Raw genomic sequence first — 22698 nt, forward strand, 5'->3', positions numbered from 1 at the left:
TAGTCGCCAGGCCCTTTACTGTACATGCATACAGTAAAGGGTGTAGCCATGTCATATTCACCTCCGTTGAAGGGCCGCGGCACTGCGCATAACCCGCATAACCGCTTCGGCCCTACCCACTCTTCGCATGAGGACGATGGCTGGTACCAAGATGTACCGGTCACGCAAGGGACCGAAGTGCGGATCGAGACGGCCAAGACGGTTATCAGCCGCAATACCTCACCCGATTTGCCCTTCGACCGGTCGATAAACCCTTATCGCGGTTGCGAGCACGGGTGCATCTACTGCTATGCACGCCCTTCGCACGCCTATTGGGATTTGTCGCCTGGTCTGGATTTCGAAACCAAGCTGATTGCCAAGACCAATGCAGCCGATGTGCTGGCGCAGCAGCTGAGCAAACCTGGGTACGTGTGTGCGCCAATCAACCTGGGGGCGAACACCGACCCTTATCAGCCCATAGAGCGCGAATACATGCTGACCCGGCGTTTGCTGGAGGTGCTGCTGAAGTTTCGCCACCCAGTGACCATCGTTACCAAGGGCGCCTTGGTTCTGCGTGACCTTGACCTGTTGACCGAAATGGCCAGCTTGCGGCTCGTGCGCGTGATGATCAGCCATACCACCCTTGATGCCGGCCTCAAGCGCATTCTGGAGCCCCGTGCCGCTTCGCCTGCTGCACGCTTGCGGGCCATACGCCTGCTGCGCGATGCCGGCGTACCCGTAGGCGTCCTGTGCTCGCCGATCATTCCCATGATCAACGACTGTGAACTGGAGCAGTTGCTGGAGTCGGCGCAAGAGGCTGGGGCGCAAAGCGCAGCCTACATGATGCTTCGCTTACCGCTTGAGGTGGCCCCTCTGTTTGAGCAGTGGTTGCACGATCACTACCCGCAGCGTGCAGCCCATGTAATCAGCCTTATTCGGCAAAGCCGGGGTGGAGCGCTTTATGACAGCCGTTTCGGTGCTCGTATGCAGGGCGAGGGAGTGTTTGCACAGTTGCTTGCCCAGCGCTTCGCCAAGTGTATACGCAAATTGGGATTACAGGACCGTGGCGCCTTGAAACTGGACTGTTCGTTGTTTAGTCCGCCTGGCGTCCAGCTTCAGTTGTTGTGAACCATGGAGCATGGCGCAAACGCTCTGTCGCATTGAAAACGTAGATAGGCGTTCGTCAGTGATTGTGAATGGACGGTGATTTATTGTTGAAAGCGGGCACGCACTCAAAGAGGGTAATGCGTTCAGAGCGATAATGTTGTGATCGATGGACCTAACGTTTGCGGGGTTTTGCCCGTACTGCCCTTCCGAATTGAATCATACGCATGTCGTTCGTGTAAGCGAATACTTACATGAACGTAAGTATATTGCTATTCCGTGTTCACGGATTGCTCGGGTAACCTCATGCCAATTGTTACCCGTTAGTCGGCATAAAAATGTATTGGCGCGTGCTGGTAAACAAGTGAAAAACGGAGCGAGGTGCTCCATGACCTCCGGCACCAGGATAAATTTAAGGTCCGTTCCTTCATTCGGAACAGCGCTCATTACACGGTTAGAATTGAAAAGCAGGCCGATTTAAAAGCCTGTCACAAACAGCTACCGGGCCTTACCTTCAAAGATCTATCGATGCCCGAAAACTTCAGCGACGTAGACAACAAGATTTGGCCGGCCAGCAGGCGTTACATGTCCAGCAGGGAAGGTATGCGTACTACCAAAAATTTGGAGGCAGCAATCGGCGCTGCAGCGTTTCAGGCCTCCCATCCCCGCCGATCTCGTCTGCGGCCTTGCTTACTGGCCCTGCTTGCCTATGGCGCATTCACCGTTGTGTCGGCTATGTCATCAACTGTTCAAGCCAAGGAGCTTGCCATGCAAGATGGCGCTAACCACTATCAACCCTATCAGCCAGGCATGGAACTTCCGGAGGGTGTGTTCCCACCGATGCCGGGTTACACCCATCAGGATTTGATTGGCGCGGCTACCACGCGCGCACGATCAGTTTTGGATAAAGGGGGTATCGAACCAGCGCTTGTCCGTGAATCGTTAATTGGCTTGACCAAGCAGCTTAATCAGGCATTTGAAGCCCAAAATGTCGAGTATCAGATATCGACGTGGTACCAGAAACCTTACGCGAACAGCGCGGACCGTGGCAAAAGCGTTGCAGACATGGCTGAGCACTTTGGTGCGCTTGCTGTGCGCGCTGCTACCGCGTCACTCAGAGGCTCCCCGTTACTGGAAAAAGACCGTAACTTTCTCGGCGACTACATTGAAAGCGCCGGTGATGGTGTGCGCGACCTGATAGCAGGATTAGAAAATTCGGGCATTGATTGAGTTGCCGCATCACGCTGTGATTACCGCGGCTTTGAATATTCTCTGCTGCATAACCCGCGAATAACGAACCTCTAGCCAAGATACGGATGAACCGAACCCGCCTTCGATCCAGAACACATTGCAAGTTTTTTCATTCCGGACGCTTGGGTCTAGCTTTGGCTGTCAGCCTACTCGCGTTGTCCGGCAACTCCCCTGTTTACGCAACGGAGTCAGACATGGCTGGCCGAGACTATACCTACCACCCGTACACCCCAGGCATGAAACTCCCCGAAGGCGTTTTCCCACCGATGGAGGGGTACACCCATGACGCCTTGATCATCGCGGCTCAGAGGTGCGTTGAGAACTACCTGAAGGCCCATTCCATCGACCCCGTAATAATCCAGCAGTCACTGGCTACGCTGGCAACGAGCATGCGTGAAAAATTCGAGCGCGAGGGCGTTGAATACCAAGTGTCCAGTTGGTATCAGAAGTCGTATAACGACCCGGCGGCACGTGCTCGAAGTGTGGCAGCGATGAGTGAAGAGTACGGCTCGGCAACAGTTGAAGCGGCTGCCGAGTCCTTAGAGGGCTCCCCATTGCTACGCCAGGGCAGGGATTTCTACAAAGGCTACATCGCAGCTGCGGGCGAGGCCGTTCGTGACTTGATTCTGACATTGAAAGACCGGAAGGCTTGATCGGGCATCGAGGTATCGTTCCCTTCGAAAACCCGATGCACTACAGATGTGCGAAATGTAGCCCGGACGGCGCGTTGCCTCTGCGCCTTGACAGACTACCTTTGACAAAGCGCTGGGGGACTACCCCCAGCCTCACTAATCCGAGCAAATAATTGCAGTCATGGTACTTGGCAATTGATGCTTTTTTGCTACTATTGAAACACCCTCCTGATCATCTGGAACGCCCGTTCTAGAGCCTCCGAATTAAGTTTCAGTTAAGTTTTCCCGGCTAGCGTAGGAAATCAGTCCACACCGACTGTGATTTATGCTCAATGCCTGTCATCTAAATCCCAGCATTGCCAGAATCTTTCACCGGTAAAATGGATTTGCCTACTCACCGTCAAGAGGATGAATCATGCCCGTAAAGGACCCATCCAAGGTCGTGCCGCAGGTCCCTGCGGAGAGCGCCGATGCCGCCCTGAAGCACATTGTCGACGGCTTCCTGCGCTTTCATCATGACGTTTTTCCTGAGCAGCAAGAGCTGTTCAAGAAGCTCGCCACGGCGCAAACGCCGCGCGCCATGTTCATTACCTGCGCCGACTCGCGCATCGTGCCGGAGCTGATCACGCAAAGCTCGCCGGGCGATCTGTTCGTTACTCGCAACGTCGGCAACGTGGTCCCGCCTTATGGCCAGATGAACGGCGGCGTTTCCAGCGCCATCGAATACGCCGTCATGGCGTTGAAGGTGCATCACATCATCGTGTGCGGTCACTCCGACTGCGGCGCCATGCGCGCCGTGCTCAACCCGCAGTCGCTGGCCAAGATGCCGACCGTCAGCGCATGGCTGCGTCATGCCGAAGTAGCCCGCACCGTGGTCGAGAACAACTGCACGTGCGAAACCGAGCACGAGAACATGCAGGTGCTGACCAAGGAAAACGTCATCGCCCAGCTGCATCACCTGCGTACGCACCCCTCCGTTGCTTCGCGCCTTGCCGCTGGCGAGCTGTATATCCATGGTTGGGTGTACGACATCGAGACGAGCAAGATCGAAGCCTACGACGCCTTGAGCGACAGCTTCCTGCCGTTGTCGGCAGACCAGCCAGTGCCCTGCGCTACTCCGAGAGGCCGCTACTAAGCGACCCGACCACCGCTGAACCTTGATGGCCGGCTACACCCCGCTGGGGTGTGGCGTGGCCGTCTGCTGCCCTGAATTCCCTGACTGGTGTGCCGGCTTCTGCGCTGGCGGCTTGCTGCTGCGCGCCTGTCGGGGCTAAACGTGCCCGCGGCCAGAGGAATGGCCGTGCGATAGAGAAAGGAGTAATACGGTGAACATTACACAGCTGAAAGCGGCCCTGCCGCGTGAGTTGCTGGCCTCGGTAGTGGTCTTTCTGGTGGCCCTGCCCTTGTGCATGGGCATTGCGATCGCCTCCGGTATGCCGCCGGCCAAGGGACTGATCACCGGTATCATCGGCGGCATTGTCGTCGGTTTTCTTGCCGGTTCCCCGTTGCAGGTCAGCGGACCGGCAGCTGGGCTGGCGGTGTTGGTCTTTGAGTTGGTGCGCCAGCACGGCATGGCCATGCTCGGGCCGATTCTGCTCCTGGCAGGGATACTGCAGTTGCTGGCCGGGCGCCTGCGCCTGGGCTGCTGGTTTCGAGTGACGGCGCCTGCGGTGGTGTACGGCATGCTGGCGGGTATCGGGGTACTGATCGTGCTGTCGCAGGTCCATGTGATGTTCGACACGGCGCCTCAGCCGTCGGGCATGCAGAACCTGCTGGCGTTCCCCGCAACCGTCGCTGGGGCATTGCCCCTGCAAAGCGCAGGCATGGGTTGGCAGGCCGGTGCATTGGGGTTGGGTACCATGGTCATCATGTGGGGCTGGGAACGGTTGCGGCCACAGCGTTTGCGCTTCATTCCGGGGGCATTGCTGGGCGTGACAGCCATGACTGCCATCAGCCTGTGGCTGGCGCTGCCGGTGAACCGCGTGGAGGTACCGGCGGACTTGTCCGAGGCCATCGACTGGATTCGGCTCGATGACCTGATGAAACTGACCGACCCTAGCCTGCTGGTGGCTGCCTTCGCACTGGCATTCATCGCCAGCGCCGAAACCTTGTTGTCCGCCGCAGCGGTGGACCGCATGCACAGTGGCCAGCGCTCGGATTTCGACCGGGAACTCTCGGCCCAAGGCATCGGCAACATGCTGTGTGGCGTACTGGGCGCGCTGCCCATGACCGGCGTGATCGTGCGTAGCTCGGCCAACGTTCAGGCCGGCGCACAAACCCGGGCTTCGGCGATTCTGCATGGCGTGTGGCTGTTGGCGTTCGTGGTGGTGCTCAGCAGCATCTTGCAGCAGATCCCGATTGCAAGCCTGGCCGGGGTGCTGGTGTTTACCGGGATAAAACTGGTCGATCTCAAAGCCTTCCGGGGCCTTGGACGCTATGGCCGGATGCCGATGTTCACCTATGCGGCCACCGCCTTGGCGATCATCTTCACCGACCTGCTCACGGGCGTCTTGCTGGGCTTTGCCCTGACGTTGCTCAAGCTCGCCTTAAAGGCAGCACGCCTGAAGATCAACCTGGTGGACCTGCCCAAGGCCGGGCACATGGAACTTCGCCTGAGCGGCGCGGCCACCTTCCTCAAGGTGCCGGCGCTGACCAAGGTGCTCGACGGCGTACCGGCCGGCACCACCTTGCATGTGCCGCTGGGCAACCTCAGTTACATCGACCACGCCTGCCTGGAATTGCTCGAAGACTGGAGCCGCAGCAATGCAGCCAATGGCTCCAAGCTTCGCGTCGAGCACAAGCGCTTGAAACGGCGGGTAGAGGGACGGTTACGTACCACGTCCGGCGTCGGCGCCTGACAGCGGGCCGTGGCCCAGGCCGGCCATCGCAGGAACAGCCAGCCTGGCCCTGCTCAGGCTGGCTGGCCGAGCTCCACGCCCAGCTGACGTGACAAGCAAGGCCAACGTTTCCAGGCGGCGCCGGTTTCAGGGCTGCTCAGCTTCTCGCGGTAGGCCTCTACGGATTCGGCGGCGAAGCTCTCGTCGTCGAGCATTTCATCGACCGAATGGTGCACCACTTCGTCGAGCTGATTGGCGAACGCCTCGCCGATCAGCTGGTGAGCGATCAGGTTGGCAACGGTGGTATCGACGGGGATGAGCGGCTGCTGGAAGTGCCGGATGTACAGGTCGTTCACCTCCTCCACCAGGCGATGGGCCAGATAGGCCTCATCCAACAGGCAGTCCAGGCCGACATGCCCTTGCATCACGCTGGGCGGCTGCAGGAAGTAAGCCTCGGCAATCTTCAGCACCGGCGTGATCTGCGACTCGATGCCGGCTTCACGTGCCACCTCATGAGCCGCTTCGAGCAGTTCCGGCACTTGATCGATGTAGGCACCCACAAAGCGCGCCAGCGTGTCCTGAGCACCCTGCTCCGGCAATTGAATGGACGGGTGCAGGTGCGGCAGTTGCAGCGCGAGACGTTTTTTCAGCTGGCCGGTCTGGCCTTCATGTTGATGGGCTTGATTCACCTGCTCGCGTACAGCAGCGATGTTCATGACAACTCCAAGGACAAAACGTTTCAAACGGAAGACACTAACTTAGCTGGATATTCAATTAAGTTAAGACCCATTTGTTATAAACGGATCCAATCCCTGTGGCATCCAGCATATATGGCGTTCCCTGCCTGACGGTTTTCCTTCAATTACACCGGTTTAGAGCCTTGAGGCGGCGGATGAAGTTCATTTCATGAAGAGCCTCGCCCACCGTGCTGATCCTTCCGGGCAGCCTGAAAAGGCCAGTGCAGGCCGTGGCGCCGCGCCGCATGCGCAGCATGTCGGCATCGCGTACCCTACTGCCTACCTTGTGCGCTGTTCGTCACAGCGATCGTCGACCTCAACCTGTTACCGAGCCCATGACCCGAACCCAGAAAGCCGTCTTCATCATCGCTGCCCTGATCGTTGTGATCATGGGCCTGATCCTCAACAATGTGCTCAACGCCAAACGCGCCCCGAGCGCCACCGAGCTTATCGATGCTGGCATCATCCTGCTGCCGCAAAGCCGGACGGTGGCTGGCGTGACCATGACCAACCAGGATGGCCAGCCGGTGCAGCTGGACCAGCTGAAAGGCAAGTGGTCGCTGCTGTTCTTCGGCTATACCTACTGCCCGGACATCTGCCCCACCACGTTGGCGCAGCTGCGGCAGGTAAAGAGTGAACTGCCCAAGCAGGCGCTGGACCGCTTGCAGGTGGTATTGGTGAGCGTGGACCCCAACCGCGACACGCCGAACCAGCTCAAGCAGTACCTGGGTTATTTCGACAAGGACTTCATGGGGCTGGCCGGTTCCGTGGAAGACACTCAGAAGCTGGCCAATGCGCTCAGCATTCCCTTCATCCCAGCCGATACCAGCAAGCCCGGTTACACCGTGGACCACAGCGGCAACCTGGCCATCGTCGGCCCGGACGGCCGTCAGCGTGGCTTCATTCGTGCGCCGTTCGACAGCCAGAAATTGGTGGCCCGCCTACCTGGTCTGGTCCAGGGCGACTGAGCATCGCTCAGGGCCCTGCGCGGGGCCTGGCCTCTGGGGCGATAGCACAGGCGCATTGCCCCCGTGCTTGTGTCACGCGCCAGTAGCAACCTTACCCTGGGTCGCCAGGCGACCCAGGGCGCAGGCTCAGAACGCGGGTACTACAGCGCCTTTGTACTTCTCGGTGATGAACTGCTTCACCTCAGGCGAATGCAGAGCGGCTGCCAGCTTCTTCATGTCCTCGCTGTCCTTGTTGTCCGGACGCGCGACGAGGATGTTCACGTAAGGCGAATCGCTGCCCTCGATGGCCAGCGCATCCTTTTCCGGGTTCAGCTTGGCTTCCAGTGCATAGTTGGTGTTGATCAGGGCGGCATCGACCTGGGTCAGCACGCGCGGGATGGTGGCCGCTTCAAGTTCGCGGAACTTGATGTTCTTCGGGTTCTCGGCAACGTCTTTCACAGTGGAGAGGATGTTGGTGTTGTCCTTGAGCTTGATGACACCAGCCTTGTCCAGCAGCAGCAGAGCACGGCCACCGTTGGTGGCATCGTTGGGGATGACTACGGTGGCGCCGGACGGGAGTTCGTCGAGCTTCTTGATCTTGGTGGAGTAGACGCCCAGCGGTTCGATGTGCACGCCAGTCACGCTCACCAGGTCAGTGCCCTTGGCCTTGTTGAACTCATCGAGGTAAGGCTGGTGCTGGAAGAAGTTGGCGTCCAGACGCTTTTCCGCCACCTGTACGTTTGGCTGGATGTAGTCGGTGAATTCCTTCACCTTCAGCTCCACCCCTTGCTTGGCCAGCAGCGGCTTGACCACATTGAGAATCTCGGCATGCGGCACCGGCGTAGCGGCGACGGTGAGGGTATCGGCCTGGGCCGAGAAGGCCGCGATGGCGGCAGCGACAGCAAGCAGCTTCTTCATTGATCACTCCTTGTGAGGGCCGCGACGGCCCCCGAACGGGTCGGTCGAGCCGACCCCATTGGGGTTACTTACGGGAAAAATGCACAACCAGCCGGTCGCCGACACTTTGCAGGACCTGCACCAGCACCAGCAGCAGCACCACGGTCACGACCATGACGTCGGTCTGGAAGCGCTGGTAGCCGAAACGAATCGCCAGGTCCCCCAGGCCACCGGCACCCACGACACCGGCCATGGCGGTGTAGGAAACCAACGTGATGGCCGTGACGGTGATCGCGGCGAAGATCCCTGGCCGGGCCTCAGGCAACAGCGCGCTGGTGATGATCTGGCGCGTGGTGGCGCCCATCGACTGGGTAGCTTCGATGATGCCGCGGTCTACTTCGCGCAGGGCGGTTTCGACCAGACGTGCAAAGAACGGGGTAGCACCCACCACCAGCGGCGGGATCGCACCTGCCACGCCTAGCGATGTACCCGTGATCAGCACGGTGATAGGGATCATTACGATCAGCAGGATGATGAACGGCAGCGAGCGCAGGATGTTGACCACCAGCGACAGCAACGCGTACACGCCCTTTTGTTCGAACATTTGCCGCGGGCCGCACAGGAACAACAGCACACCGAGTGGCAGGCCGAGCAGTACGGTGAAGAACAGCGAGCCGAACAGCATGATCATGGTATCGACGGTTGCCAGCCAGATTTCGGCCCAGTCGACGTTAGCGAAGAAACTCAGGGCGTCCATCAACGCAATACCTCCATATGAACATCAGCAGCCTTGAAGCAGGCAAAGGCCGCTTCCATGTCGCCGCCGATCAGGGCAAGCGTGAGCTGGCCGTAGGGGACGTCCTTGATGCGATCGATACGCCCGGCAAGGATGCTGTAGTCGACGCCGGTTTCACGGGCGACGGTGCCCAGCAGCGGTGCATAGGTCGCGTCACCCTGGAAGGTCAGTCGCACGATGCGGCCTGGCACATGGGCGAAATCGTCGCGCTGCTCGCCTTCGTCGACTTGCTCGTCTTCCTGCACAAAGCGTTTGGTGGTGGGGTGCTGCGGATGGAGGAACACGTCCGCCACCGAGCCCTGCTCGACGATCTGGCCGGCGTCCATTACTGCCACCCGGTCGCAGACACGGCGGATCACGTCCATTTCATGGGTGATCAGCACAATGGTGAGCTTCAGCTCACGGTTGATCTCGGCCAGCAGCTGCAGTACCGAGGCGGTGGTCTGCGGGTCCAGGGCGCTGGTTGCTTCGTCACACAGCAGAATCTTCGGGTTGGTGGACAAAGCACGGGCAATGCCGACGCGCTGCTTTTGACCGCCCGACAACTGCGCAGGGTACTTGCGCGCATGGTCCGACAGACCGACCCTGGCCAGAAGCTCGACCACGCGTTTGTCGATCTCGGCGCGCGACAATTGGCCAGCGAGGGTGAGTGGCAGGGCGACATTGTCGGCGACGGTCTTGGACGCCAGCAGGTTGAAATGCTGGAAAATCATGCCGACCTGCTGGCGAAAGCCGCGCAATTGGGTGGCATTGAACGCGGTCACTTCTTCACCGTCGACAATGATCTTGCCGCCGGAAGGCTCTTCCAGGCGGTTGATCAGGCGCAGCATGGTGCTCTTGCCGGCCCCGGAGTGGCCGATCAGGCCAAACACCTGGCCATCCTCGATCGTCAGGGTCGTCGGATTCAGGGCGGGAATTTCTCTACCGGCAACGCGGTAAGTTTTGTGTACCTGTTGGAACTCGATCACGTAGCGAACCTTGTGGGGCGCATGGAAATTGATTCAGCGGTGGGCTGGGGGCCGCATTTTAGCCTTTTATAACCGCTGTTCTTAGCATTTATTTTGCCTCTGACCAATCAGAACGCTATATGGCGACAGCTGGTCATCCCGATGGAACGCTCGCTCTTGTGCCCGGGTCACTAACTGGACAAGCCCGATCGGGCGCCCGAAGACTGATGAGGAAAGCCAACCATGCCCAGCAAGAACAAGGATGCGCCGAAGCACAGCGAGGCCGCAGGTACTCAGACCCCGGATCGGGCCAATACCAATGCCAAGTTGCAGAGCCTGGAAGCAGACCGCAGCGATGCCACCGGGCAGGCGCTGCGCACCAACCAGGGTGTGCGCATTTCGGACAACCAGAACACCTTGAAGGCCGGCGACCGCGGCCCCTCGCTGCTTGAAGACTTCATCATGCGCGAGAAAATCACCCATTTTGACCATGAGCGCATCCCGGAGCGGATCGTCCATGCACGAGGCACCGGTGCCCATGGTTATTTCCAGAGCTATGGCTGCCACGCCGAACTGACCAAGGCCGGTTTCCTGCAAGATCCGGAGAAGATCACCCCGGTATTTGTGCGCTTTTCCACCGTTCAGGGGCCGCGCGGCTCCGGTGACACGGTGCGCGACGTGCGCGGCTTTGCCGTGAAGTTCTATACCGATGAAGGCAACTTCGACCTGGTCGGCAACAACATGCCGGTGTTCTTTATCCAGGACGCCATCAAGTTCCCGGACTTCGTACACGCCGTCAAGCCCGAGCCGCATAACGAGATCCCCACCGGCGGTTCGGCCCACGACACCTTCTGGGACTTTGTCTCGTTGGTGCCTGAATCGGCGCACATGGTCGTCTGGGCCATGTCGGACCGCGCCATCCCACGCAGCCTGCGCATGATGGAAGGTTTCGGCGTGCACACCTTCCGTCTGGTCAACGCCGAAGGCGTGGCCCACTTCGTCAAGTTCCACTGGAAGCCCAGCGAGGGCGTGCATTCCGTGCTGTGGGACGAGGCGCAGAAACTGGCGGGCAAGGACACCGACTACCACCGTCGTGACCTGTGGGAAGCCATCGAAACCGGCGACTACCCGGAATGGGAACTCGGCGTGCAGATCGTGCCTGAGGCCGACGAGCACAAGTTCGACTTCGACCTGCTGGACCCGACCAAGATCATCCCTGAAGAGCTGGTCCCGGTCACCCCGCTGGGCAAGATGGTGCTCAATCGCAACCCGGACAACTTCTTCTCCGAGGTCGAGCAGATCGCTTTCTGCCCAGGCCACATCGTGCCGGGCATCGACTTCACCAATGACCCGTTACTGCAGGGTCGCCTGTTCTCCTACACCGATACTCAGATCAGCCGCCTGGGTGGCCCAAACTTCCACCAGATCCCGATCAATCGCCCGGTTGCCCCGAACCACAACAACCAGCGCGATGCGATGCACCAGCATATCGTGCACAAAGGCCGCGCCGCCTACGAGCCCAACTCCATCGACGGCGGCTGGCCGAAGGAAACCCCGCCCGGCCCACGCGACGGCGGTTTCGAGACGTATCAGGAGCGCGTCGATGCGCACAAGATTCGCCAGCGCAGCGACTCGTTCGGTGATCACTTCTCCCAGGCGCGCCTGTTCTTCCAGAGCATGAGCCCGACCGAGCAGCAGCACATCATCAAGGCCTACAGCTTCGAATTGGGCAAGGTTGAGCGTGAGCACATACGTGCACGCCAGGTGAATGAGATTCTCGCCAACATCGACCTGAAGCTGGCAGCAGCCGTGGCGGAAAACCTGGGCCTGCCAGCCCCTAAAGCCGGTACCGTCAAGGTCAAGGGCAGCCAGCTGGCCGAATCGCCAGCCTTGAGCCAGATGAACCATCCGGGCAAGGTCGGGATCAAGGGTCGCAAGATCGCTGTACTGATCGCCAACGGCGTGGATGCCGCCAGCGTCGACAAGATGGTCAAGGCCCTGGAGGCGCAGAGCGCTCGCCCCATGCTGCTGGGCCCGACCTCGGCGCCTGTGAAAGCCGCCGACGGTACGCAACTGCCGGTAGATGCCTCCATGGAAGGCATGCCGTCGATCATGTTCGATGGCATCGTTGTACCCGCTGGCAAGGCGTCCACCGATGCCATGGCGGCCAGTGGCCTGGCCAAGCACTTCCTGCTTGAGGGCTACAAGCATCTCAAGGCGATGGTGCTGACCCAGGAACTGCTTGCAACGCTGGGCCTGAAGGAAGACAAGGGTCTGCTGACCGGCGACGACCAGAAGGCCATGGACGCGTTCGTCAAGGCAGTGGAAGGGCATCGCGTGTGGGAGCGTGAAGCGGCTGCCGAAGCGGTTCCTGCTTAAACCCTCCGCGTGTCAGGGGCTGCATTGCAGCCCCTATCCACGGGCCTAGCGCTGGTGGGGTACCAGCACCACCTGAGCGGGCAACGCGCGCTGGATGTCGTGCTTTTGTTTCAGGTCGAAGGTGCTGTCGATCTTGCGAACACGCTTGGCCAGCAATGTCTTCAGCCACGGCGCATCCGCGCTGCGTGGCACCTGGAACACCACATCGCAACCATAATTGACCACGTCGGCGGCGATGTCATCGAGCTGCTGGCGCATGGCTTGGATGTCGGTGGTTTCCAACGCAATCACCGTACTGGGCGCACTGGGGTCGATCACTCGAGCCTTGGGTTTGGCTTCGGCAGCCTTGAGTGCGGCTTCGGCCTTGGCCAGCTCGGCCTTGCGCGCTTGTGAAACGGCATCACCGCCAGTGACCGCCGGTGCCTGTGGCATCAGTGCGCGCGCGCGCGCCAGGGCTGTGACCGCCGCATTCACGTCACCCTTCTGCAACATGATCTGGCTGCGTTGCAGGTAGGCTTCGGCCAGCTCGCGCTGGTATTGCTCGACGCGGCCATCGCCAGGCGACTGCGCTTGCAGGGAGACCAGTTGGTCTTCTGCGGTGGCCAGCTCGTTGCTGGCGATATTTTGTTGCAACTGCTGCCATGCATCAGGCTGGGCAGGCGTGCTGGCCTGTTCGACCGGTGCATGGGAGCACGCGGCAAGGAACAGGGAAAAGACGCCAACAAGCAGACAACGGGAGGCAAACGGCTTCATTCCTGCGGCTCTCTATTTGCGCAAAAAGCGAGCAAGTCTACACCCAGGTGCGCACGCTCGAAAACTGGTCTTACAGACCCTTTACTCCGCCGAAGGTTGCAAGGCAGGACTTGGACGCCTGTCGCTCACCGTTTGGGCAGAGCCAGACTCAGCAAGAATAGCACCGCAGCGCACACCACAATGGATGGACCGGCAGGCGTGTCCTTGAACCATGACAAGGCCAGCCCGCCGCAGACCGCTACCACGCCTATGACGCTGGCGCCTACGGCCATCTGCTCGGGAGAGCGCGCATGCCGCTGAGCGGCTGCCGCCGGAATGATCAGCAAAGAGGTGATCAGCAAGACGCCGACGATCTTCATGGCCACCGCGATGACCACGGCGATGAGCAGCATCAGCGCCATGCGCAACGCTGCAACCGGTAGCCCTTCGACCGTTGCCAGTTCTTCGTGGACGGTGACGGCGAGCAAGGGGCGCCACAAGACGGCGATCAGTACGAGTACCAGGGCGCTGCCGCCCAAAATCCAGGCAAGATCGGTCGGGCTGATGGCCAGCAGATCCCCGAACAGGTAAGCCATCAGGTCGATGCGCACGTCGTGCATGAAGCTCAGCACCACCAGGCCCAAGGACAAGGTACTGGGTGCCAGGATACCGAGCAGCGTGTCGGATGCCAGAGGCTGGCGTTGCTGCAAGGTCACCAGCAGAATCGCCAGCAACAGGCAGCCCACGGTGACGGCCAATGTGGGGCTGACATCCAGCACGAAGCCCAGGGCCACACCCAGCAAAGCAGCATGGGACAGGGTGTCGCCAAAGTAGGCCATGCGCCGCCAGACGACGAACGAGCCAAGGGGGCCAGCTACCAGCGCGAGGGACAGACCAGCGAGCAGGGCGTAGAGAAGAAAATCAGCCATGCTTGCAGTGCGCTCCGTGAACATGGGGGGCTGGGGCGACCACAGAACCGTGCAGGTCGTGACTGTGGTCATGATGATGGTGATAAATGGCCAGGCTGGGTGCGGTCTGGCCGAACAGTTCGACGAATGCCGGGTCACCGCTGACCTGTTCGGGATGACCGGAGCAGCACACATGGCGGTTCAGGCACACCACCTGATCGGTGGCACTCATGACCAGGTGCAGGTCGTGGGAAACCATCAATACGCCGCAACCCAGGCGGTCGCGCAGTCGGGTGATGAGGTTGTACAGCTCCGTCTGCCCTACTACGTCAACACCTTGCACCGGCTCGTCCAGCACCAGCAACTGCGGCTCTCGCAGCAGCGCACGGGCCAGCAGCACACGCTGCATTTCACCCCCGGACACAGTCTGGATGGGACTGTCGATCACGTGCTCGGCGCCGACCTCCTGAAGCGCCGACAGGGCCGCTGCGCGATCCACGCCAGGTACCAGGCGCAGAAAGCGCAGCACCGACAACGGCAGCGTGGCGTCGACCTGGATTTTTTGCGGCATGTAGCCAATGCGCAGCCGGGGTTTGCGCCATACCGAGCCGCGGTGTGGCTTGAGTAGCCCCAGCACGGCGCGGACCAGCGTGGTCTTGCCCGCTCCATTGGGCCCGATCAGGGTGACGATCTGGCCGGGTGCGACTGCCAAGTCGATGCTGTCGAGCACGGCCTCCCCGCCATAGGTGACGCCAACCTGCTCCAGGCGGATCAGCGCGTCGCTCATGCCGCGTCCTTGCAGTTGCTGCACACGCCCACGACCTCGACGGTCTGGTTCTCGACCGTGAAACCTACATGCCTGGCGCTGCCGACGATGGCATCGCTGATACTCGCCTGCTCCAGCTCAATGGCGATATGGCACAGTCGGCAAATGAGAAACTGCCCCTGGTGCGTATGCTCGGGATGGCTACAACCGATAAAGGCGTTGAGCGAAGCGATGCGGTGCACGAGACCGTTTTCCAGAAGGAAGTCCAGCGCGCGGTACACCGTTGGCGGCGCCGCGCGACGGCCATCCTGTTCGCTCAGCACCGCCAGGATGTCGTAGGCGCCCAACGGTTTGTGGCTCTGCCACACCAGCTCCAGTACCCGGCGGCGCAGCGCCGTCAGGCGCAGCCCTTGACGAGCGCACAGAGCGTCGGCTTCAGCCAGGGCGCTGTGCACGCAATGGGAGTGGTCATGAGGACGGGTGGCCAGCGGCGTAATGGACATGGGCAGCGACGATTCTGGATAGAGACGTTATTATGTTACCTGTTTCTGACGATTCGAGTACCTACTGTGGCCCGATTCCTTACCCTGTTTGTCGCTTTCATCGCATTTTCCGCCCACGCTGACGTGCATGTGCTGACCAGCATCAAGCCTCTGCAACAGATCGCCGCTGCTGTGCAGGAAGGCGTCGGCAGCCCTGAAGTGCTGTTGCCGCCGGGTGCCTCGCCTCACCATTACGCTCTGCGTCCCTCGGACGTGCGCAGGGTCGCGGAGGCGGATTTGCTGTACTGGATAGGCCCGGACATGGAGGGCTTTTTGCCCAAGGTGCTGACCAGCCGCAGCAAGACGACCGTCGCGGTACAGTCGCTGCCGGGCATGAAGCTGCGTCACTTTGGCGAGGACAGCCATTCCCACGACGAAGACCACGACGACCATGACCATGATCACCGCCCAGGCAGCCTGGATGCGCACTTGTGGTTGTCTTCGGTGAACGCCCGGGTGATCGCCGGGAAAATGGCCGCCGATCTCGCCAGCGTGGACCCTGCCAATGCCGACCGCTACACGCGTAACCTGGCGACCTTCACCCAGCGCCTGGACGCGCTCGACACCCGCATCAAGGCTCGGGTGGCGGGTGTGGCCGGTAAGCCTTACTTCGTGTTCCACGAGGCCTTCGATTATTTCGAGGCTGAGTATGGCCTCAAGCATACCGGCGTGTTCAGCGTGGCGTCCGAAGTACAGCCCGGCGCTCAGCACGTGGCCGCCATGCGTAAGCGGCTGCAGGAAGTGGGCAAGACTTGCGTCTTCAGCGAGCCGCCCTTGCGCCCCCGGCTGGCCGAAACCCTGACAGCCGGTCTGCCGGTGCGCCTGGCCGAGCTCGATGCGCTGGGTGGCACCGATCCGGTAGATGCGCAAGGCTACGAGCGATTGCTCGACAAGCTAGGGGGCGACCTGGCGAGCTGCCTGGAGCAGCTGTAAAGGTACGCTGCGGCTGCATATCTGGGTGGGCGCCCGGGGCAGCGCCTGATGCCTTCTGCCCCATGGGCAGGCGCACAGGGCCTGCCGCCAGGGTTTGGATCAGAGGGCGAACGGCAGCTTCACGGCCACCTGCTGGCGCTGCGCCAGGCGCACCTCGAACTCGCTTGGGTCGTGGATCATCACATCCATGCCAGCAAAGGACTCCGCCGCGATCAAGCGAGACAGCCAGAACCGCACGCAGGCAACGCGCAACATCTGTGGCCAGAGTTCGGCTTCGGCTGCTGTGAACGGCCGTAATGCGGCGTAGGCGGCAAGCAAGGCCTGGGCGCGCGGTACATCGATGCCGGCCTGCGCATCCAGGCACCAGTCGTTCAGGGTAATGGCAATGTCATACAGCATCGGCCCCGAGCAGGCGTTGTAGAAGTCGATGACCCCGGACAGATGGGTGCCTTCGAACATCACGTTGTCGCGGAACAGGTCGGCATGCAGGTTCGCCCGGGGCAGTGCCAGGATCTGCGCCTGGTGGGCGGCGATTTCATCCAGCGCCGGTTGCAGCAGGCTCGCCTGCTCGGCGTTCAGGCGCGGCAGCAGTTCAGCCCCGGCGGCCAGCATCCACTCAAGGCCTCGGTCCGTGCGGCGCTCGATGATGTGTTCACGGGTGGCCAGGTGAATGTGTGCGAGCAGTTCACCGACCTGGGCACAATGCTGGGCATTGGGCGCCTTGATGTGTTTGCCCGAGAGCCTGGGTTGCAGCAACGCCGGTTTGCCGCACAGTTCGCGCAGGCCATGGCCGTCACGGTCACGAATGGCGTAGGGCACTGGCATCCGGGCCGTGTGCAGGGTATCGAGCAGCTCGATGAAGAACGGCATGTCCTCGCTGGGCCCACGCTCGATCAGCGTCAGCACGAACTCCCCCTGTTCGAGGCTGACGAAGAAGTTGCTGTTCTCGGTGCCGGCGGCGATACCCTGGAAATCGAGCAGGCGACCCAGCTCATAAGGTGCCAGAAAGGTTTCCAGCTCAGGCCGGGTCACGGGGGTGAAGACTGACATGATGAAAGATTGCCCATGCAGGCACTTCTGGCCGAAGTGCCGGGTTGATGTGAACGGTGCGCGTCAGATTACCACTCGAAGATCTTCCAGGACGGAATCAGCATGTCCGGCTGGTCGGAACGAATGAAATTGCCATCGGAGCCATCGGCGCGTACCAGAAAGTAAGGCTTGCCATGTTTGGGCGTGATCTTGATCGCATACAGGAAGCCGTTTTGGCGATATTCCTGGATGGTCTTGTCGCCTTCCGTGCGAATGGTCACCTCGGGATCGGCCGAGGGCGCGTCATCCGCCGCCAAGGTAACGACGGGCAGACCTGCCATCAGGCAGAGCAGTAACAGGCGATTGAGTGTACGCATGATAACCTAGTCCCTTTGTCGTCAATGATTCTGGCTATTCTAGCGCCGGACCCGTCGAAAAGGTTGATTCTGCTCATGAGCCAAGCGCCCCTCGTCCTCGTGGACGGTTCCTCCTACCTTTATCGCGCCTTCCATGCCTTGCCCCCGCTGACCACGTCCAAGGGCATGCCAACCGGTGCGGTGAAGGGTGTGCTCAACATGCTCAAGAGCCTGCGCAGGCAGTACCCAGACAGCTTGTTCGCCGTGGTGTTCGACGCCAAGGGCGGCACGTTCCGCGACACCCTGTTCGCCGACTACAAGGCCAACCGCCCCAGCATGCCTGACGATCTGCGGGTGCAGATCGAGCCGCTGCATGCCAGCGTCAAGGCCATGGGCTACCCACTGTTGTGCGTCGAAGGGGTCGAAGCTGACGATGTCATCGGTACCTTGGCACGCAGCAGCGCGGCGCTGGACCGGCCGGTCATCATTTCCACCGGCGACAAGGACATGGCGCAACTGGTCGACGGGCACATTACCCTGGTCAACACCATGACCGGTAGCGTGCTGGACGTGGCTGGCGTGCACGAGAAATTCGGGGTCGGCCCCGAGCACATCATCGACTTCCTGGCGCTGATGGGCGACAAGGTGGACAACATTCCAGGTGTGCCTGGTGTGGGTGAAAAGACCGCCGTCGGGCTGTTGACCGGGATCGGCGGGGGGCTCAGCGACCTGTACGCGAACCTGGACAAGGTGCCTGCGCTGCCCATTCGAGGCGCCAAGAGCCTGCCCGCCAAGCTTGAAGAACACCGTGAAGCGGCTTTCATGTCGTACGAGCTGGCCACCATCAAGATCGATGTGCCGCTGGACATCGAAGTCGATGCGCTGGTGTGCGGCGAACCAGACCGCGAGGCGCTGCTGGCGCTGTATACCGAAATGGAGTTCAAGAGCTGGATTGCCGACCTGCAGCGCGATGCGGCTCGGGAAGGGGACCAGTTGCCCCCGGTAGAGGCCCCGGCGGCCATGGTCGAGGCCCGCTATGAAACCATCCTTGACCAGGACCGCTTCGACGCCTGGCTTGAGAAACTGCGCCAGGCACCGCTGTTCGCGTTCGATACCGAAACCACCGGCCTCGATGCGCAGCGCGCCCAGCTGGTAGGGATTTCCTTCGCCGTCGAGCCCCATGAAGCGGCCTACGTCCCCTTGATGCACGACTACGAAGGCGCCCCTGCCCAGTTGGACCGTGAGGCCGTTCTGCTCGCGCTCAAGCCCTTGTTGGAGGACCCGGCAAAAGCCAAGGTCGGCCAGAACGCCAAGTACGACATCAACATCCTTGCCAATGGTTCTCCCGCGATCCAGGTGCAGGGGGTGGCCTATGACACCATGCTCGAATCGTACGTGTTCAACTCGACCGGCACGCGGCACGACATGGACAGCCTGGCGCAAAAGTACCTTGGGCATACCACCATTGCGTTCGAGGACATTGCAGGCAAAGGTGCCAAGCAGCTGACCTTCAACCAGATCCATCTGGACAAGGCCGGCCCCTACGCGGCCGAAGATGCCGACATCACCCTGCGCCTGCACCAGGCATTGCAGGCGCACATGGCCAAGACCCCCAGTGTGCAGTCGGTGCTCACGGACATCGAAATGCCGCTGGTGCCGGTGCTGGCCAAGATCGAGCGCCAGGGCGCGTTGGTCGATGCGGCGCTGTTGCACGTCCAGAGCGGCGAGCTGGGTGTGAAGATGGCCGAGCTGGAACAGCGGGCCTTCGAACTGGCTGGTGAGGAATTCAACCTGGGTTCGCCCAAGCAGCTGGGCGCGATCCTGTACGACAAGCTGGGCATGCCGGTGATCAGCAAGACGGCCAAGGGCCAGCCATCGACGGCAGAAGCTGTGCTGGACGAGCTGGCCGAGCAAGGGTACCCACTGCCTGAAGTGCTGATGCAGTACCGCAGCCTGAGCAAGCTCAAGAGCACCTACACCGACAAGCTGCCGGGGCAGATCAACCCTCGCACGGGGCGAATCCACACGTCGTACCAGCAGGCAGTGGCGGCCACGGGCCGGTTGTCGTCCAGTGACCCGAACCTGCAGAACATTCCGATCCGCACGGCCGAAGGCCGGCGAATCCGCCAGGCCTTCATCGCAAGCCCTGGCTACAAGCTGCTGGCCGCCGACTATTCCCAGATCGAGCTGCGCATCATGGCGCACCTGGCCAAGGACGAAGGCTTGCTGCACGCGTTCCAGAACGATCTGGACGTGCACCGGGCGACGGCGGCCGAAGTATTTGGCGTTGCGCTCGAACAGGTCACCCATGACCAGCGGCGCAGCGCCAAGGCGATCAACTTCGGGCTGATCTACGGCATGAGCGCCTTTGGTCTCGCCAAGCAGATCGGGGTGGACCGCAAGCAGTCCCAGGATTACATCGATCGTTACTTCACACGCTATCCAGGGGTGTTGGCCTACATGGAGCGTACCCGTGCCCAGGCCGCAGAGCAGGGGTTCGTGGAAACCCTGTTTGGTCGCCGGCTCTACCTGCCTGATATCAACGCCAAGAACCCAGCCTTGCGCCGGGGAGCCGAGCGCACGGCGATCAACGCGCCGATGCAGGGTACGGCTGCCGACATCATCAAGCGCGCCATGGTCAATGTGGACAACTGGCTGACCGAAAGCGCACTGGATGCGCGGGTGATCCTGCAGGTGCACGACGAACTTGTTCTTGAGGTGCGCGAAGACCTCGTGGATCTGGTGAAAGATGAAATTCGAAAGCACATGAGTCAGGCGGCGCAACTGGACGTGCCGTTGCTGGTCGAGGCCGGTGTGGGCGCAAACTGGGACGAAGCCCACTGATTGCGCGGGCCAAGGGGCGTTGTGGTGCGGTTTGCCGTCACAGTCGCCCTGGGCTGTCACAACCGGTTTCATGAAACTGTCGCAAATAGTTCCAGGCCCCAGGAACTAAAGCAGTGAACTGCAACTCAGAGTACCTGAATGGCTGGTGAAGCCGTTCGATGCTCCTATGTTGTGTTAAGTGTTGGCAGATATCCGGACCCCGCCCTAGCGGTCCGGGCTTGGACCCCGAACTTCCCCCTCCCCATACGAAGTCCGGGGTTTTTTTTGCCTGAAATTTGCCTGGCGCGGGCCTTGGCCCTCAGGCGACAGGCTTGTCTTCGAGCTCCATCCAGTCGGCCAGCACGCGGTAGGCGTCTTCAAGGCCCAGGCGCTTGGGGGCCGAGAACAGTTGGATGGTCACGCCTTCGCCCCAGCCTTTCCTGATCTCCGATTGCACCTTGAGCAAGGTGTTCTTGGCGGCGCCATGGGTGAGCTTGTCGGCCTTGGTCAGCAAGATATGCATGGGCATGCCGCTGGCCTTGGCCCAATCGAGCATCATCTTGTCGAAATCCGTCATCGGGTGGCGGACATCCATCATCAGGATCACGCCACGCAGGCATTCGCGGCTGCCCAGGTAAGCTTCCAGGTGGCGCTGCCAGTGCTGCTTGAGGGGGATGGGCACCTTGGCGTAGCCGTAGCCCGGCAAGTCGACCAGGCGGCGTTCGTCATCCAGGCTGAAGAAGTTCAGCAACTGGGTGCGGCCGGGCGTTTTCGAGGTGCGGGCCAGGCTGGCGTGGGTCAGCGTATTCAGCGCGCTGGATTTACCGGCGTTGGAGCGGCCGGCGAAGGCCACCTCGTAACCCTGGTCGTCCGGGCATTGTTCGACCTTGGCAGCGCTGAGGGCGAATTTGGCTTTCTGGCACAGGCCGAGGATGGGGTTCTTGACTTGCATGGGATATCCGATGTGGTGATGCCAGCCCCCTGTTGAGCGGGGCCTGGCAAGCGGTGTCGTTTCCGTTTGGGTGGCGGAAGTATATAATGCCCCAGTTTTTGTGTGCTCTTTCTCCCGGCTTTGGGGAACGAGCATGGGGTGTCGAACATGAGCTTGCGCATTAGAACGCAGCGCGGCCCCCAACCCTGAACGTCATGGCGCAATACGCAATGGCCGCTTGCTGTCGGTCTGTTCCTGCCGGTTTTCAGCGCACAGGCTACACAGGATTCCGAGGTGTTGTACAACCGCGTGTGCGCGGCGGGTACAGCGAACGCCTGCTCCATGAGCCCAGAGGGGCGATCGGGCAACCTGAATCCTGATCTGGCGCAATGCATGAATATCTCGGCACGGCACAATGCTCAGGGTTTCAAGGCTATGCCGCCGCGTGGATTGTGCATGGACTGCAGTGCCGAGGACTACCGTCTGGTCATCCTTTGGATGAATGGCAGTCCCGATACATAACATTTCACCCCTAGCCGTGTTGGATTAGCTGATGAACAAACTAGTCGTGAGTCTGCTGTTGAGCCTGGGTGTCGCAGGTGCGGCCACTGCTGCGCAGCCCGTCAAAGGCGATGCCGCCGCAGGTCAGGCCAAGACGGCCGTCTGCGGGGCCTGCCACAACCCAGATGGCAATAGCCTGGCACCGAACTTCCCCAAGCTGGCAGGTCAAGGCCAGCGCTACCTCGAAAAACAAATGCACGATATCAAGTCCGGCAAACGCGTCGTGCTGGAGATGACCGGCATGCTGGCCGGTTTCAACGACCAGGACCTGGCCGACATTGCGGCATATTTCGCTAGCCAGAAAAGCAGCGTGGGCGCGGCCGACCCTGCGCTGGTCGAGCGCGGGCGTGCGCTGTTCAACGGTGGCGACCTGGACAAGGGCATGCCGGCCTGCACGGGCTGCCACTCGCCTGACGGGGCGGGTATCGCACTGGCCGGGTTCCCTCACCTGAGCGGGCAGCATGCCCAGTACGTGAGCAAGCAGCTGACGGACTTCCGTGAAGGCAATCGCACCAACGATGGGGATGCCATGACCATGCGCACCATCGCCGGGAAGCTCAGTAACCATGACATCGAGGCATTGGCCAGCTACATCCAGGGCCTGCATTAAT

The 22698-nt window shown here is 60.9% G+C and carries 22 protein-coding genes; 11 read left to right on the forward strand and 11 right to left on the reverse strand.

Annotated features, from left to right (window positions below; all coding sequences use genetic code 11):
* The first annotated feature begins 48 nt into the window (after positions 1 to 48).
* From NMB38_RS00300 to NMB38_RS00320, 5 genes are all read left to right on the forward strand, one after another.
* Complete coding sequence (locus tag NMB38_RS00300; protein ID WP_049695248.1) at positions 49 to 1107, forward strand: PA0069 family radical SAM protein; 1059 nt, start codon at positions 49 to 51, stop codon at positions 1105 to 1107.
* A 357-nt stretch (positions 1108 to 1464) separates the two neighbouring features.
* Positions 1465 to 2313: a hypothetical protein gene (locus NMB38_RS00305; RefSeq protein ID WP_049695247.1), complete on the forward strand. Its 849-nt coding sequence runs from the start codon at positions 1465 to 1467 to the stop codon at positions 2311 to 2313.
* 215 nt (positions 2314 to 2528) lie between these two features.
* Positions 2529 to 2987 (forward strand): hypothetical protein, encoded by a 459-nt coding sequence (locus NMB38_RS00310; RefSeq protein WP_028687756.1) that lies wholly within the window; start codon positions 2529 to 2531, stop codon positions 2985 to 2987.
* Positions 2988 to 3381: 394 nt separating this feature from the next.
* Positions 3382 to 4101, forward strand: coding sequence for a carbonic anhydrase (locus NMB38_RS00315; protein WP_023532649.1), 720 nt, complete (start codon positions 3382 to 3384; stop codon positions 4099 to 4101).
* A gap of 190 nt (positions 4102 to 4291) precedes the next feature.
* Positions 4292 to 5824 (forward strand): SulP family inorganic anion transporter, encoded by a 1533-nt coding sequence (locus NMB38_RS00320; protein WP_282478379.1) that lies wholly within the window; start codon positions 4292 to 4294, stop codon positions 5822 to 5824.
* Positions 5825 to 5877: 53 nt separating this feature from the next.
* Here NMB38_RS00320 and NMB38_RS00325 read toward each other — a convergent pair whose 3' ends face one another.
* Positions 5878 to 6519: a hypothetical protein gene (locus NMB38_RS00325; protein WP_027913249.1), complete on the reverse strand. Its 642-nt coding sequence runs from the start codon at positions 6517 to 6519 to the stop codon at positions 5878 to 5880.
* Between the two features lie 356 nt (positions 6520 to 6875).
* On the opposite strand from NMB38_RS00325, the gene NMB38_RS00330 reads away from it, so the two are divergent.
* Positions 6876 to 7508, forward strand: coding sequence for an SCO family protein (locus tag NMB38_RS00330; protein WP_027913248.1), 633 nt, complete (start codon positions 6876 to 6878; stop codon positions 7506 to 7508).
* Positions 7509 to 7634: 126 nt separating this feature from the next.
* Here the strand turns inward: NMB38_RS00330 and NMB38_RS00335 are convergent, their stop codons facing one another.
* The 3 genes from NMB38_RS00335 to NMB38_RS00345 all read right to left on the reverse strand — a co-directional run bounded on the left by NMB38_RS00335 (position 7635) and on the right by NMB38_RS00345 (position 10148).
* Positions 7635 to 8405, reverse strand: a complete 771-nt coding sequence (locus tag NMB38_RS00335) for a MetQ/NlpA family ABC transporter substrate-binding protein (RefSeq protein ID WP_027913247.1) — start codon at positions 8403 to 8405, stop codon at positions 7635 to 7637.
* A 64-nt stretch (positions 8406 to 8469) separates the two neighbouring features.
* Positions 8470 to 9141 (reverse strand): methionine ABC transporter permease, encoded by a 672-nt coding sequence (locus NMB38_RS00340; RefSeq protein WP_027913246.1) that lies wholly within the window; start codon positions 9139 to 9141, stop codon positions 8470 to 8472.
* Entirely contained in the window at positions 9141 to 10148 is a 1008-nt protein-coding gene (locus NMB38_RS00345; RefSeq protein WP_027913245.1) for a methionine ABC transporter ATP-binding protein, read from the reverse strand. The genes NMB38_RS00340 and NMB38_RS00345 overlap by 1 nt, the downstream gene beginning before the upstream one ends.
* Before the next feature lie 222 nt (positions 10149 to 10370).
* Here NMB38_RS00345 and katE point away from each other — a divergent pair, with 222 nt between their 5' ends.
* Positions 10371 to 12506 (forward strand): catalase HPII, encoded by a 2136-nt coding sequence (gene katE / locus NMB38_RS00350; RefSeq protein ID WP_027913244.1) that lies wholly within the window; start codon positions 10371 to 10373, stop codon positions 12504 to 12506.
* Positions 12507 to 12551: 45 nt separating this feature from the next.
* Here the strand turns inward: katE and NMB38_RS00355 are convergent, their stop codons facing one another.
* From NMB38_RS00355 to zur, 4 genes are all read right to left on the reverse strand, one after another.
* Positions 12552 to 13259, reverse strand: a complete 708-nt coding sequence (locus NMB38_RS00355) for a PA5502 family lipoprotein (protein WP_027913243.1) — start codon at positions 13257 to 13259, stop codon at positions 12552 to 12554.
* Between the two features lie 125 nt (positions 13260 to 13384).
* Positions 13385 to 14167, reverse strand: coding sequence for a zinc ABC transporter permease subunit ZnuB (gene znuB / locus NMB38_RS00360; protein ID WP_027913242.1), 783 nt, complete (start codon positions 14165 to 14167; stop codon positions 13385 to 13387).
* Positions 14160 to 14933, reverse strand: coding sequence for a zinc ABC transporter ATP-binding protein ZnuC (znuC, locus tag NMB38_RS00365; RefSeq protein ID WP_027913241.1), 774 nt, complete (start codon positions 14931 to 14933; stop codon positions 14160 to 14162). The genes znuB and znuC overlap by 8 nt, the downstream gene beginning before the upstream one ends.
* A complete protein-coding gene (zur, locus tag NMB38_RS00370) occupies positions 14930 to 15415 on the reverse strand; it encodes a zinc uptake transcriptional repressor Zur (RefSeq protein ID WP_027913240.1) in 486 nt (161 codons plus the stop codon). Before zur ends, znuC begins: the two co-directional genes overlap by 4 nt.
* 66 nt (positions 15416 to 15481) lie before the next feature.
* Between zur and NMB38_RS00375 the strand changes: the two genes are divergently transcribed.
* Positions 15482 to 16387: a zinc ABC transporter substrate-binding protein ZnuA gene (locus tag NMB38_RS00375; RefSeq protein WP_027913239.1), complete on the forward strand. Its 906-nt coding sequence runs from the start codon at positions 15482 to 15484 to the stop codon at positions 16385 to 16387.
* A gap of 99 nt (positions 16388 to 16486) precedes the next feature.
* Here NMB38_RS00375 and NMB38_RS00380 read toward each other — a convergent pair whose 3' ends face one another.
* On the reverse strand, positions 16487 to 17437 hold the full coding sequence (locus NMB38_RS00380) for a homoserine kinase (protein ID WP_027913238.1): 951 nt from the start codon (positions 17435 to 17437) through the stop codon (positions 16487 to 16489).
* Between the two features lie 68 nt (positions 17438 to 17505).
* Complete coding sequence (locus tag NMB38_RS00385) at positions 17506 to 17793, reverse strand: DUF2782 domain-containing protein (RefSeq protein ID WP_027913237.1); 288 nt, start codon at positions 17791 to 17793, stop codon at positions 17506 to 17508.
* 75 nt (positions 17794 to 17868) lie between these two features.
* On the opposite strand from NMB38_RS00385, the gene polA reads away from it, so the two are divergent.
* Entirely contained in the window at positions 17869 to 20616 is a 2748-nt protein-coding gene (gene polA, locus NMB38_RS00390; RefSeq protein WP_049695243.1) for a DNA polymerase I, read from the forward strand.
* Positions 20617 to 20914: 298 nt separating this feature from the next.
* Here polA and yihA read toward each other — a convergent pair whose 3' ends face one another.
* Positions 20915 to 21547, reverse strand: coding sequence for a ribosome biogenesis GTP-binding protein YihA/YsxC (yihA, locus tag NMB38_RS00395; protein WP_027913235.1), 633 nt, complete (start codon positions 21545 to 21547; stop codon positions 20915 to 20917).
* A 228-nt stretch (positions 21548 to 21775) separates the two neighbouring features.
* On the opposite strand from yihA, the gene NMB38_RS00400 reads away from it, so the two are divergent.
* Together NMB38_RS00400 and NMB38_RS00405 are read left to right on the forward strand one after the other, a co-directional pair.
* A complete protein-coding gene (locus tag NMB38_RS00400; RefSeq protein WP_080992798.1) occupies positions 21776 to 22048 on the forward strand; it encodes a cytochrome c5 family protein in 273 nt (90 codons plus the stop codon).
* A 31-nt stretch (positions 22049 to 22079) separates the two neighbouring features.
* Positions 22080 to 22697 carry a c-type cytochrome gene (locus NMB38_RS00405; RefSeq protein WP_027913234.1) on the forward strand — a complete coding sequence of 206 codons (618 nt, stop codon included), beginning with the start codon at positions 22080 to 22082 and terminating at the stop codon, positions 22695 to 22697.
* Position 22698: the final 1 nt, after the last annotated feature.

The organism is Pseudomonas sp. FBCC-B35 (assembly GCF_059133755.1).